At 68.4% G+C, this 13,269-nt stretch carries 10 protein-coding genes; 7 read left to right on the forward strand and 3 right to left on the reverse strand.

What is annotated here, in order from left to right:
* Positions 1-4 precede the first annotated feature (4 nt).
* The 3 genes from E4191_RS05420 to E4191_RS05430 form a co-directional block, all read right to left on the reverse strand.
* Positions 5-1,150, reverse strand: a complete 1,146-nt coding sequence (locus E4191_RS05420) for a bifunctional 2-C-methyl-D-erythritol 4-phosphate cytidylyltransferase/2-C-methyl-D-erythritol 2,4-cyclodiphosphate synthase (protein WP_135312500.1) — start codon at positions 1,148-1,150, stop codon at positions 5-7.
* Positions 1,147-3,327, reverse strand: coding sequence for a phosphoribosylformylglycinamidine synthase subunit PurL (purL, locus tag E4191_RS05425; protein ID WP_135312501.1), 2,181 nt, complete (start codon positions 3,325-3,327; stop codon positions 1,147-1,149). The genes E4191_RS05420 and purL overlap by 4 nt, the downstream gene beginning before the upstream one ends.
* 262 nt (positions 3,328-3,589) lie before the next feature.
* A complete protein-coding gene (locus E4191_RS05430) occupies positions 3,590-4,495 on the reverse strand; it encodes a LysR family transcriptional regulator (RefSeq protein ID WP_135312502.1) in 906 nt (301 codons plus the stop codon).
* 161 nt (positions 4,496-4,656) lie between these two features.
* Here E4191_RS05430 and E4191_RS05435 point away from each other — a divergent pair, with 161 nt between their 5' ends.
* From E4191_RS05435 to E4191_RS05465, 7 genes are all read left to right on the forward strand, one after another.
* Positions 4,657-8,046 carry an indolepyruvate ferredoxin oxidoreductase family protein gene (locus tag E4191_RS05435; protein WP_135312503.1) on the forward strand — a complete coding sequence of 1,130 codons (3,390 nt, stop codon included), beginning with the start codon at positions 4,657-4,659 and terminating at the stop codon, positions 8,044-8,046.
* Positions 8,047-8,155: 109 nt separating this feature from the next.
* Positions 8,156-8,968 (forward strand): glutamate racemase, encoded by an 813-nt coding sequence (locus tag E4191_RS05440; RefSeq protein WP_135312504.1) that lies wholly within the window; start codon positions 8,156-8,158, stop codon positions 8,966-8,968.
* A gap of 52 nt (positions 8,969-9,020) precedes the next feature.
* Positions 9,021-9,470: a cytochrome c maturation protein CcmE gene (ccmE, locus tag E4191_RS05445; protein WP_135314337.1), complete on the forward strand. Its 450-nt coding sequence runs from the start codon at positions 9,021-9,023 to the stop codon at positions 9,468-9,470.
* A 101-nt stretch (positions 9,471-9,571) separates the two neighbouring features.
* Positions 9,572-10,183 carry a holin-associated N-acetylmuramidase gene (locus tag E4191_RS05450; protein ID WP_135312505.1) on the forward strand — a complete coding sequence of 204 codons (612 nt, stop codon included), beginning with the start codon at positions 9,572-9,574 and terminating at the stop codon, positions 10,181-10,183.
* Positions 10,174-10,713: a holin family protein gene (locus E4191_RS05455; RefSeq protein WP_135312506.1), complete on the forward strand. Its 540-nt coding sequence runs from the start codon at positions 10,174-10,176 to the stop codon at positions 10,711-10,713. The genes E4191_RS05450 and E4191_RS05455 overlap by 10 nt, the downstream gene beginning before the upstream one ends.
* Positions 10,714-10,814: 101 nt before the next feature.
* Positions 10,815-12,782 carry a heme lyase CcmF/NrfE family subunit gene (locus E4191_RS05460; RefSeq protein WP_135312507.1) on the forward strand — a complete coding sequence of 656 codons (1,968 nt, stop codon included), beginning with the start codon at positions 10,815-10,817 and terminating at the stop codon, positions 12,780-12,782.
* Complete coding sequence (locus E4191_RS05465) at positions 12,779-13,252, forward strand: cytochrome c-type biogenesis protein (protein WP_135312508.1); 474 nt, start codon at positions 12,779-12,781, stop codon at positions 13,250-13,252. Before E4191_RS05460 ends, E4191_RS05465 begins: the two co-directional genes overlap by 4 nt.
* The last annotated feature ends 17 nt before the right edge of the window (positions 13,253-13,269 follow it).

Below are 13,269 nucleotides of genomic sequence, written 5' to 3' on the forward strand. Positions count from 1 at the left end.
GGGGTTATTCCTTGATGAGGGTGGCGGTGGCGATGGCCGCGATGCCCTCGCGCCGCCCGGTGAAGCCCAAGCGTTCCGAGGTGGTGGCCTTGACGCTGATGCGCGATTCTTCCAGCCCCATGATCTCGGACAGGCGATGGGCCATGGCCAGGGCGTGCGGGCCGATCTTGGGCGCCTCGCAGATCAGCGTCACGTCGGCGTTGCCGATGCGGAAGCCCTTGTCGCGGGCGAGGCTTGCGGCATGGGCCAGAAAGATCGCGCTGTCGGCGCCCTTCCATTGCGGGTCCGAGGGCGGGAAGTGCCGCCCGATATCGCCCTGCGCCAGCGCGCCATAGATCGCGTCGGTCAGGGCGTGCATGCCGACATCGGCATCCGAATGGCCCAGAAGGCCCGCGTCATGCGGGACGCGCACCCCGCAGAGCGTCACGTGATCGCCCGACGTGAAGGCATGCACGTCATAGCCATTGCCCAAGCGGATATCCATGTCGCGTCCCCGGATGCGTTCGGCCCGCGCGAAATCGGCGGGGTAGGTGATCTTGAGATTGTCTTCCGAGCCGGGGGTGATGGCAACCTCGATCCCGGCCAGGCGGGCAAGTTCGACATCATCGGCGGCGTCGTCCGCGTGGCGGCGATGCGCCATGGATATTTGGGCCAAGGTGAACCCCTGAGGGGTCTGCGCCCGATACAGCCCGTCGCGGGGCGCAGTGCCGGTGACCCTGCCGTCCGATCCCCGCCAGAGCGCGTCCGAGACCGGCAGGGCGGGCGCGGCGGCCTGGGCGCCCGCCTGCAGCGCGTCGATGACGCCCTGGATGACCGCATCGGGAACCAGCGGGCGGGCGCCGTCATGGATCAGGACATGCGTGGCCTGACCCTCGAGCGCGTCCAGGCCGGCGCGGACGCTGGCGGCGCGGGTCTGAGCGCCGGTCACGATCGTGACGGGGCCGGCATAGCGCTCCATGGCCCAGGCCATGTCGTCGGGATGGACGACCAGCACGATCCGGTCGAAGCCCGCGAAGGCGGCCAGGGCATGATCCAGCACCGGGCGGCCGCCCAGAAGCCGCCACTGCTTGGGCAGCCCGCCGCCCGCGCGCGTGCCGCGCCCGGCGGCGGTGATCAGCGCGGCATAGCCCGGCGGCGCAGTGACCGTCATGCGTGGACGGCCACGTCGCCCTTGATCGCGCGGGCGAAGGCCGTGCGGTAGAGGTCCGAGAGCTGCGCCAGCGGCGCGGCGTCGCCGCCGAATGTGACCTGGTCGCCGCCGAAGCGGCCGACCTGCGCGACGGGGACGCCCGCCTCGCGCGCTGCAGCCGTCAGGGCGGCGGCGGCGTCGGGGGTGCAGGCGACCAGGTAGCGGGCCTGGTCCTCTCCAAAGAGCTGCGCGATCCGGGCGCTGTCCAGCGTGACGCCCAGGCCCGCCGCCTCGGCCATCTCGAAGGCCGCGAGGGCCAGCCCGCCATCCGAGAGGTCGGTGGCCGAGGAGAGATGCGCGCGGTGGTCCCGCAGGAACGTGCCATGCAGGCGCTCGGCCGAAAGGTCGACCGGGGGGGCGTCGCCGGCCTCGATGCCGAAGGCCTCGTGGGCCAGGGCGGACTGGTCCAGATGGCCCAGGGTGGTGCCGATGACCAGGGCCAGATCGCCCTCGACCGGCAGGCCCGCGATGATGTCGTCCAGATCCGCGATCAGGCCGACGCCGCCGATGGTGGGGGTGGGCAGGATGCCGCTGCCATCGGTCTCGTTGTAGAGCGAGACGTTGCCCGAGACGATGGGGAAGTCCAGCGCGCGGCAGGCCTCTCCGATGCCCTTGATGGCGCCGACCAGTTGGCCCATGATCTCAGGCTTTTCCGGATTGCCGAAATTCAGGTTGTCGGTCGTGGCCAGGGGCAGGGCGCCCACGGCGATCAGGTTGCGCCAGGCCTCGGCCACGGCCTGCTTGCCGCCCTCGTAGGGGTTGGCCTTGACGTAGCGCGGGGTCACGTCGCTGGTGAAGGCCAGCGCTTTCCTCGTGCCATGCACGCGCACCACGCCCGCGCCCATGCCGGGGCGGCGGATCGTGTCGGCGCCGACCTGCGTGTCGTACTGCTCCCACACCCAGCCCTTGTGAGCATGGCTGGGGCTGCCGATCAGCGCGCGCAGCGCCGCGATGGGGGCGATTTCGGGCAGCGCCGGGGCAGGGGCGGGTTTGGGGGTCTCGACCCAGGGGCGATCGTATTCGGGCGCGCTGGAGGCCAGCTTGGACAGCGGCAGGTCGGCCACCACGTCGTTGCCGTGCAGGATCAGGAAGCGGTCCTCGGGGATCGTCTCGCCCACGATGGCGAAATCCAGGTCCCATTTCTCGAAGATGGCGCGGGCCTCGGCCTCCTTCTCGGGCTTGAGGACCATCAGCATCCGCTCCTGGGATTCCGACAGCATCATCTCGTAGGCGGTCATGTTCGTCTCGCGCTGCGGGACATGATCCAGGGTCAGCTTGATCCCGAGGCCGCCCTTGTCGCCCATCTCGACCGCCGAGCAGGTCAGGCCCGCCGCCCCCATGTCCTGGATCGAGATGACCGAGCCCGAGGCCATCAGTTCCAGGCAGGCCTCCAGCAGGCATTTCTCGGTGAAGGGGTCGCCGACCTGCACGGTGGGACGCTTGTCCTCGATCGTGTCGTCGAATTCGGCGCTGGCCATGGTGGCGCCGCCGACGCCGTCGCGGCCCGTCTTGGCGCCCAGATAGACGACCGGCATGCCCACGCCCGAAGCGGCCGAGTAGAAGATCTTGTCGGCATCGGCCAGGCCCGCCGCGAAGGCGTTGACTAGGCAGTTGCCGTCATAGGAGGGGTGGAAACGGACCTCGCCGCCCACGTTCGGGACGCCGAAGGCATTGCCGTAGGCGCCGATCCCCTCGACCACGCCCTTGACCAGATGCGGGGTCTTGGGATGCTCGGGGCGGCCGAAGGACAGCGCGTCCATCACCGCGATGGGGCGGGCGCCCATGGTGAAGACGTCGCGCAGGATGCCACCCACGCCGGTGGCCGCGCCCTGATGCGGCTCGATATAGCTGGGGTGGTTGTGGCTTTCCATCTTGAAGACGACCGCCTGGCCGTCGCCGATATCGACGACGCCCGCGTTCTCGCCGGGGCCGCAGATGACCTGCGGGCCGTCCACGGGCAGGGTGCGCAGCCATCTCTTGGAGGACTTGTAGGAGCAGTGCTCGTTCCACATGGCGCTGAAGATGCCCAGTTCGGTGAAGCTGGGGGTGCGGCCGATGATCTGCAGGATCCGGTCGTATTCGTCGGGCTTGAGCCCGTGCGCGGCGATCAGTTCCGGGGTGATCTGGGGTTCCTGCATGGGTGGGCCCTTCCTGCGCATGAAATCACGGGCCTTTTAGGCCGTGGCGGCGCGCATGGAAAGGCCGCGCGGCCCGGGCGCGGGACAAAAAAAAGCCGGGCACGAGGCCCGGCCTAAGTCCAACAGGGAGGTAGAAGATGATGAGCAATTAAGCCGAGCATCGTCTTCTGAGCCCGATCTATGTGCAGTTTGTGAACTCTTCAAGACGCTTGGGCGGGTCAGGTCCGCATAGCCGCCATGCACAAATGTAATGGCTGCCGGATCAGGTCTGGCCCGCCTCGCTTTGATGGCGGCGATAGGCCTGGATCTCCTCCAGCACGAAGTCGCGAAAGACGGCCACGCGGCGCGTCTGGCGCAGTTCCTCGGGATAGGCCAGGAAGACCGGCACCTCGCCGGATTCGGTGTCGGGCAAGATGCGGATCATCTGCGGATTGTCGGCGGTCAGATAGTCGGGCAGCACGCCGATGCCCAGATTGGCCAGCACCGCCTGCAGAACGCCGAAATAGTTGTTCACCGTCAGGGTCGACCCGACATTCTGGGCCATCAGTTCCTGCACCAGGCGGGCGCCGGCGGCGACCTGAGGCTGGTCGGGCTTCTGGCAGATCAGCCGGTGCTTGGACAGATCCTCCAGCGTGGCCGGCATGCCGCGCGCGGCGACATATTCGGGGCTGGCATACAGCCGCATGCGGATGTTCAGCAGGCGGCGGCGGATCAGGTCGGACTGGCTGGGTTCCTTCATGCGGATCGCCACGTCGGCCTCGCGCATGGGCAGGTCCAGCACGCGTTCCTTCAGCAACAGATCGATCCGCAGGTCGGGGAACTTCTCGTACAGATTGACCAGGCGCGGGGCCAGCCACAGGGTGCCGAAGCCCACGGTGGTGGTCACCTTCAGCTCGCCCAGCACGTTCTCCTCGCTGTCGCGGATGCGGGCCGAGGCGCTGTCCAGCTTGCGCGCCATGGCGCTGGTCGCCTCGAACAGCAACTCGCCCTGCTCGGTCAGAATCAGCCCGCGCGCATGGCGGTGGAACAGCGTGGTCCCAAGCGATTCTTCCAGCGCCCGGATCTGGCGGCTGACAGCGGATTGCGACAGGTGCAGCGTGTCCCCCGCATGGGTCAGGCTGCCCGCATCGGCCACCGCGTGAAAGATTCGAAGCTTGTCCCAGTCCATCCTTTTCAATCCTGTCATGTCAGCCATGCATCTGTTGCAGACCTGTCCTTTCACCTGAGGTCCGGGCGCCCATACGTCAAGCCAAGAATTTTGTCTTCGTAAGTCAGCCATTCTGACCTATAATGCCGGAGGGAGCCGCTAGGCTGGGGAGGAGACACAACATGAGCAAGCAGGAATTTTCGCTGGCCGACCGGTTCGACCTGGGCAAGCCACACGTATTGTTGAACGGCACGCAGGCGTTGGTTCGTCTGATGCTGATGCAATCAGCACGCGACAAGGCTGCGGGTCTGGACACGGCGGGGCTGGTCACCGGCTATCGCGGCAGTCCGCTTGGCGGCGTCGATCTGGCGATGATGCGCGAGGGCAAGCGGTTGGCCGCGTCGAACGTGCTGTTCCAGCCCGGCCTGAACGAGGATCTGGCCGCGACCGCCATCTGGGGCAGCCAGCAGGCCGAGCTGCGCGGCGAGGGGCGCCATGACGGGGTCTTCGCGCTGTGGTACGGCAAGGGGCCGGGCGTGGACCGGTCCGGCGACGTGATGAAGCACGGCAACATGGCCGGATCGTCGCGGCTTGGCGGCGTGGTCATGGCGATGGGCGACGATCACACGGGCGAAAGCTCGACCGTGCTGCACCAGTCGGACTGGGCGATGATCGACGCCTATATTCCCGTCCTGTCGCCCGCCGGGGTGCAGGAGATCCTGGACTATGGCCTCTATGGCTTCGCGCTGTCGCGCTATGCGGGGGTCTGGACCGGCCTCAAGACAATGAAGGACACGGTCGAGGCGACCTCGGTCGTCAATGGCGATCCGCACCGGCTGAGCTTCGTGACCCCCGACCGCGCGCTGCCCGAGGGCGGGCTGAACATCCGCATCGGCGACACGCCGGTCGCGCAGGAGGCGCGGATGATCGACCACAAAAGGTGGGCGGCCGAGGCGTTCTCCCGCGCGAACCGGCTGGACCACCGGGTCTGGGGCCGTCCGGGCGCCAAGATCGGCTTCGTCGCGGCAGGCAAGAATTGGCTGGATCTGGTCCACGCGCTGTCCCTGCTGGGCATCGATCAGGCCGAGGCAGACCGCTTGGGCCTGACCACCTACAAGGTCGGGCAGACCTGGCCCATGGACATGAAGTCCATCCAGGAATGGTCCGAGGATCTGGAACTGATCATCTGCGTCGAGGAAAAGCGCAAGCTGATCGAGGTGCAGCTGAAGGAGGCGATCTTCGACAACCGCCGGGGCCGCCGCGTCCATGGCTGGAAGCACGACCGCACCGGAGAGGAACTGTTCCCGACCCGCTATGCGCTGGACCCGGTGACCATCGCCCAGAAGATCGGCGGCATCCTGATCGAGGAGGGGCGCGGCACCGACCGCCTGCGCGCCGGGCTGGCCCGCCTGACCGAGGTGCGCCGCAACGACAACGCCCCCGAGATCGCGACCCGCACGCCGTGGTTCTGCTCGGGCTGCCCGCATAACAGCTCGACCCGCCTGCCCGAGGGCAGCCGCGCCTATGCCGGGATCGGCTGCCACTACATGGTGCAATGGATGGGCCGCGAGACCGAGGGCTTCACCCATATGGGTGGCGAGGGCGCGAACTGGATCGGCGAGGCGCCGTTCAGCACAAGATCGCATGTGTTTCAGAACCTTGGCGACGGAACCTACAATCATTCGGGGATCCTAGCGATCCGCGCAGCGCTGGCCGCGGGCACGAACATCACCTACAAGATCCTCTACAACGACGCTGTCGCGATGACCGGCGGCCAGCCCAACGAGGGCGGGCTGACCGCCCCGCAGATCGCGCGCGAGCTGGTGGCGATGGGGGTGAACCCCTTGGTCATCGTGCATGACGAGAAGGAAGAGGTCGATCCCGCCGACTTCCCCAAGGGCCTGCGCGTCGAGACCCGCGACCAGATGCCGGTGGTGCAGCGCGAGCTGGAGAAGGTCACCGGCGTCAGCGCGATCCTCTATGTCCAGACCTGCGCGGCGGAAAAGCGGCGGCGGCGCAAGAAGGGCGAATTTCCCGACCCCGACCGCCGCATCTGGATCAATCCCGAGGTCTGCGAGGGCTGCGGCGATTGCTCGGTGCAGTCGAACTGCGTGTCGATCGTGCCGCTGGACACCGAACTGGGCCGCAAGCGGCAGATCGACCAGTCCAGCTGCAACAAGGATTTCAGCTGCGTGAAGGGCTTCTGCCCAAGCTTCGTGTCCGTCAAGGGCGGCAAGCTGCGCAAGCCCAAGGCCGAGGCCTTCGATCTGCCCGACCTGCCGCTGCCCGCGCTGCCCGCGATCACCGGCACCCATAACATCGTCATCACCGGCGTCGGCGGTACGGGCGTCGTCACCATCGGCGCGGTGCTGGCGCAGGCCGCGCATATGGACGGCAAGGGCGCCGGCATGATGGAGATGGCGGGGCTGGCCCAGAAGGGCGGCGCGGTCCATATCCACCTGCGCCTGGCCGAGCGCCCCGAGGACATCAGCGCCATCCGCGTCGCCGTGGGCGAGGCCGATTGCGTCATCGGCGGCGATCTGGTGGTGACGGCGGGTGCCAAGACGGTCGGTCTGATGACCCAAGGCCGCACCGGCGCGGTGGTGAACGATCACGAGATCATCACCGGCGACTTCACCCGCAACCGCGATTTCCAGGTGCCCTCGGACCGGCTGCGGCTGTCGCTGCAGGCCCGGTTGAAGGATCGCGTCGCCTTCTTCGACGCCAACGATCTGGCGCTGCGGATGCTGGGCGATTCCATCTATTCCAACATGCTGGTGCTGGGCGCCTGCTGGCAGCAGGGGCTGATCCCGCTGTCGCTGGAGGCGATCCTCGAGGCGATCCGCCTGAACGGCGCCAAGGTGGCCGAGAACCAGCGCGCCTTCCAGATCGGGCGTTGGGCGATGGCCTTTCCCGACCAGGCCGTGCGGCCCGCCGAGGTCAGCCATCTGCCGGTTGATCCGGTGGCCTATCGCGCCGAGCGTCTGGTCGGCTATCAGGGTGCGCGGCTGGCCCGGCGCTATCGCAAGCTGGTCGATGCGGCACCCGCGCCGATGCGCGAGACCGTCGCAAGAAGCTATTACAAGCTATTGGCCTACAAGGACGAATACGAGGTCGCCCGCCTGCACCTGACCACCGCTGAACAGGTTGCTGCCCGGTGGGAGGGGGACGTCAAGCTGTCCCTGCATCTGGCCCCGCCGATGCTGTCGGGCATGGACCCGAACGGCCGCCCGAAGAAGCGCGAGTTCGGGCCGTGGATGCTGCGGGCCTTCCGCGTGCTGGCGGGGCTGAAGGGGCTGCGCGGCACGCCGCTGGACCCGTTCGGCTACGCCTCCGAACGCAGGCGGGAACGCGCGATGATCGCCGAGTTCGAGGCCGACATGGCCGAGGTCTTCGCCAAGGTGACCGACCCGATGATGCCCGTCGCGATCGAGCTGGCCGGGCTGCCTCTGTCGGTGCGCGGCTTCGGTCCCGTCAAGGAGGCCGCCGCCGATCAGGCCGCCCTGCGCCGGGCCGAGTTGCTGGCCCAGTTCCGCGAGGGGCGCGCACCGATCCGTGAGGCCGCCGAATGATGGGGGCCGAATGATCGGGGCCGAATGATCGGGGCCGAATGATCTGGATCATTCCCAAAACCCGCGTGGCGCCCTATGAAGGGCGCCACGCGGGGCAGAGGAGCGGTTCATGGCGGTTGGGGTCTTCGATTCGGGGCTGGGCGGGCTGACTGTCCATCAGGCCATCGCCGCGCGCCTGCCCGACCTGCCGCTGGTCTATCTGGGCGACAACGCCCATGCGCCCTACGGCGTGCGCACCCCCGACGACATCTTCAACTTGACCTGCGCGGGCGTCGCGCGGCTGTGGGACGAAGGCTGCGATCTGGTGATCCTGGCCTGCAACACCGCCAGCGCCGCCGCGCTGAAGCGCATGCAGGAGACCTGGCTGCCCGCGGACAAGCGCGTGCTGGGCGTCTTCGTCCCAATGATCGAGGCGCTGACCGAACGGGCTTGGGGCGACAATTCGCCGCCCCGCCGGGTGGCGGTGAACAATGTGGCCCTGTTCGCGACCCCCGCCACCGTCGCCAGCCGGGCCTTCCAGCGCGAGCTGGCCTTCCGCGCCGTGGGCGTCGATGTCGAGGCGCAGCCCTGCGGCGGTGTCGTCGATGCCATTGAAATGGGCGATGAAATCCTGGCCGAGGCGCTGGTGACCAGCCATGTCGAGGCGCTGAAGCGCCGGATGCCTTACCCCGAGGCCGCCGTGCTGGGCTGCACGCATTACCCGCTGATGCAGGACGCGTTCCAGCGCGCCCTTGGCGATCACGTTCGCGTCTACAGCCAGGCGGGGCTGGTCGCGGAAAGCCTGGCCGACTATCTGATCCGCAGGCCCGAGTTCACGGGGCCGGGGCAGGTCGCGAAACATCTGACCACGGGCGATCCGGTGCGGGTCTCGGGCAAGGCCACGCAGTTCCTGCGCCGCCCCGTCCGCTTCGAGGCCGCGTGAGACGCCAGATCGCAAGACGCCAGATCGCAAGACGGAGGAAAGAATGGCCGGTATGAAGTCCCTCAAGAAGCAGCGCCGCATCCAGGTCCTGGCGGCGGCCTCGGTCGCGCTGGTCGTGGCGGTGGGGCTGATCGGCTACGGGTTCAGCGACGGCATCAACCTCTATCGTTCGCCCAGCCAGGTCAGCGAGGCGGCACCCGATCCCGAGGAGTTCTTCCAGCTGGGCGGGCTGGTCAAGGAGGGCTCGATCGCCAATGGCGAGGGCGTGGCCTTCGATTTCGTCATCACCGACGGCGCGGCCGAGATCCCGGTGACCTATGTCGGCGGCGATCCGCGGCCCGACCTGTTCACCGAAGGGCAGGGCACCATCGCCAAGGGCTGGTATCGCGACGGCCGCTTCGAGGCGCGCGACCTGCTGGCCAAGCATGACGAGACCTACATGCCGCGCGAGGTGATGGATTCGCTGAAGGCCACCGGCGTCTATCAGGAACCCGGCGCCTGAGCGCTTGCGCAACGCCCGCAGGGTTAACGACCCGTTAACGCCCACGCGTCAGCATCCCCCGGTGCGGCCGATCCCCGGCCGCCCCAGCCAAGGGGGGTGTCATGCCAAGCGTCGACCAGATTGCCCGAGAGATCGTGGCCCGCGAGGGGGGCTATGTGAACGACCCCGACGATCCGGGCGGGGCCACCAATTACGGCGTCACCATCGGCACGATGCGCGCCCTGGGGATGGACCTGACCGGCGACGGGCGGGTCGATGCGGCCGATGTCCGCGCCCTGACCCGCGCCCAGGCCGAGCAGGTCTTCGTCGAGCATTACTTCCGCAAGCCGCGCCTGGCCGAACTGCCCGAGCCCCTGCAGGCCAGCGCCTTCGACATGTATGTGAACGCGGGCGCAAATGCGGTGAAGATCCTGCAGCGGCTGGTCTCGCGCATGGGGTTTGCCTGCGCCGATGACGGGGTGATCGGCCCCCGGACCATCGCCGCCGTCCGTCAGGCGGCCGAGGCCGCGCCGCTGCATCTGGCCGATGCCTACGGGATCGCGCGGCGGAATTACTACTACGCCCTGGCCGACCAGCGCCCCGCCAGCCGCAAATATGCGCGCAGCAAGGCGGGCGGCAAGGGCGGCTGGATCACCCGCGCCGAGGAATTCATCGCCCCCCGCTATCGCCTGACCGAGGCCGAGCATCGCCAGAGGACATCCGCATGGGCCTGATCGACCGCTTTCTGGGGGTCGCCCCCGCCGTCACCGCCCTGGGCAGTGCCGCCACCGGCATGGCCGAGGTCTTCACCCAGAACGCCACCCGCCGGATGGAACTGGACGAGGAAGCCTATGCCCGCGCCATCGCGCAGGCCGGGCAGGAATTCGCCGTGCCGCGCCAGGGCTGGTTCGACAGCTTCGTGAACGGGCTGAACCGCCTGCCGCGCCCGCTGCTGGCGCTTGGGACGATGGCGCTGTTCATCTATGCCATGGTCGAGCCCGCGGGCTTCGGCCTGCGGATGGAGGGGCTTCAGCAGGTGCCCGAGCCGCTGTGGTGGCTGCTGGGCGCCATCGTCGGCTTCTATTTCGGGGCCCGCGAGGCGCATCATTTCCGCCACCGCGTCTGGCCCGCCCGCATCACCGAGGAGACGACCATCGTCCCCCACACCACCCCCCCGGCCGCCCCCGTGCCGCAGGCCCGCCCCGCCGGGGATTTCTCCGACAATGCCGCCCTGCGCGACTGGCAGGCCTCGCTGCGCGATTAGGCCGCAGCCGCACACGGGGAACTGACCGCAGTCACACGAAGGGGGGGCTTTTCCCCCGTTCGTCACATCCCTATGCTGATGCGCAGCAAAGGATGCCCCAGATGATCGCTGAACTTGGCCATTTCGCCCTGATCCTGGCCTTCATGGTCGGGATCTACCAGATGACCATCCCGATGGTCGGCGCGCACAAGGGCTGGCACGGCTGGATGGACAGCGCCCGCCCCGCCGCCATGGCGCAACTGCTGCTGATGGTGCTCAGCTTCGGCGCGCTGACCATCGCCTTCGTCACCTCGGACTTCTCGCTGCGGCTGGTCTACGAGAACTCGCACACGGCCAAGCCGATGATCTACAAGATCAGCGGTGTCTGGGGCAACCACGAGGGCTCGATGCTGCTCTGGGTGCTGATCCTGGCGCTGTTCGGCGCGGCGGCGGCGCTGTTCGGGGGCAACCTGCCGCCCAGCCTGCGGGCGCGGGTGCTGGGGGTGCAGGCCTCGGTCAGCGTGGCCTTCTACGCCTTCATCATCTTCACCTCCAATCCGTTCTGGCGCATGGGAAATCCGCCCTTCGACGGGCGCGACCTGAACCCGCTTCTGCAGGACCCGGGCCTGGCGTTTCACCCGCCGTTTCTCTACCTGGGCTATGTCGGCCTCTCGATGGCCTTCAGCTTTGCCGTCGCCGCCCTGATCGAGGGGCGGGTCGACGCGGCTTGGGCCCGGTGGGTGCGCCCCTGGACGCTGGCGGCCTGGGTCTTCCTGACCATCGGCATCGCGCTCGGCTCGTGGTGGGCCTATTACGAGCTGGGCTGGGGCGGCTTCTGGTTCTGGGACCCGGTCGAGAATGCCAGCTTCATGCCCTGGCTGCTGGCCGCCGCGCTCCTGCATTCCGCCGTGGTGGTGGAAAAGCGCGAGGCGCTGAAAAGCTGGACCATCCTGTTGGCGATCATGGCCTTCGGCTTTTCGCTGATCGGCACCTTCATCGTGCGCTCGGGCGTCATCACCTCGGTCCACAGCTTCGCCAACGACCCCGAGCGCGGGGTGTTCATCCTGGCGATCCTGGCGGTCTTCGTGGGTGGCGCGCTGACGCTCTATGCCTTCCGTGCGACAGAGATGACGGCCAAGGGCGTCTTCTCGCCCGTCTCGCGCGAGGGCGCGCTGGTCCTGAACAACGTGCTGCTGGCGGTCGCGGCCTTCGTTGTGTTCATCGGCACCATCTGGCCGCTGGTGGCGGAAATGGTCTGGGGCCGCGTGCTGTCCGTGGGCCCGCCCTTCTTCAACCAGGCCTTCACGCCCTTCATGATCGTGCTGGCCATCGCGCTGCCCCTGGGGTCGATCCTGCCGTGGAAGCGCGCGACGCTGGCCCGTACCTTGCGGCCCCTGCGCGGCGCGCTGATCCTGACGGGCGCGATCATGGTGCTGGTCTTTGCCGTCTCGACCGGCAATTCCGGGCTGGCGGTGATCGGCGCGGGTCTGGGATCCTGGCTGGTCTTCGGCGCCTTAGCCGAGCTGTGGCTGCGCACCGGCAATTCGGGCGCGGGGCGCCTGCTGCGCCTGCCGCGCGCCGATTGGGGCAAGGCCACCGCCCATGCCGGGCTGGGCATCACCTTCATCGCCGTGGCGCTGGTTCAGGCCTGGCAGAGCGAGGATGTCCGCGTGGCGCAGGTCGACCAGCCCTTCCGCGTCGGCGCCTATGATCTGGTGCTGCGCGACGTCCAGCGCGTCGACGGGTCGAACTACCTGTCCCAGATGGCCACCATCGAGGCCAGTCGCGACGGCCGCCCCGTCGCCACGCTGACCCCGGAAAAGCGCGTCTATCCGGTGCAGGGCATGCCCACGACCGAGGCCTCGATCGACTACGGCTTCTGGCGCGACCTCTATGTGGTGCTGGGCGACGAGCAGGTGGGCGGGGGCTGGGCCGTGCGGACCTATATCAAGCCCTTCGTCAGCTGGATCTGGGCGGGCTCGATCCTGATGGCGCTTGGCGGGCTGATCAGCCTGACCGACCGGCGCTATCGCGTGGCCGCCGGCGCCTCGCGCCCGGTGCGCCGCGACATGACGGTCCCGGCGGAATGAGGGCGCTGTGGACCCGTCTGGCGCTGGTCTTGGCGCTGGCCTTGGCGCCGCTGACGCCCGCGCTGGCGGTGCAGCCCGACGAGGTGCTTCAGGATGCGGGGCTGGAATCCCGTGCCCGCCAGATCTCGCAGCAGCTGCGCTGCCCGGTCTGCCAGGGCGAGAACATCGACGAATCGAACGCCCCGATCAGCCGCGACCTGCGGCTGTTCGTGCGCGAGCGGCTGGTCGCGGGCGACAGCAATGACGAGGTGATCGACAATGTCGTCGATCGTTTCGGCGAGTTCGTGCTGTTCGATCCGCGCGCCACGGGCAGCAACCTGATTCTGTGGATGGCCGGGCCGCTGATGGCGGTGCTGGCCGCGCTGGCGGCGGCGCGCTTCCTGCGCGCGCGCAACCGCCCCACGCCCGAGGTCGCGGCGCTGGACCCCGCCGAGGCCAAGCGCCTGGACGAGATCATGCGCGGCAACTGACGCCAAGTCGCGCTTTC

Origin of the sequence: Paracoccus liaowanqingii (assembly GCF_004683865.2) — a bacterium.
Classification (GTDB): domain Bacteria; phylum Pseudomonadota; class Alphaproteobacteria; order Rhodobacterales; family Rhodobacteraceae; genus Paracoccus; species Paracoccus liaowanqingii.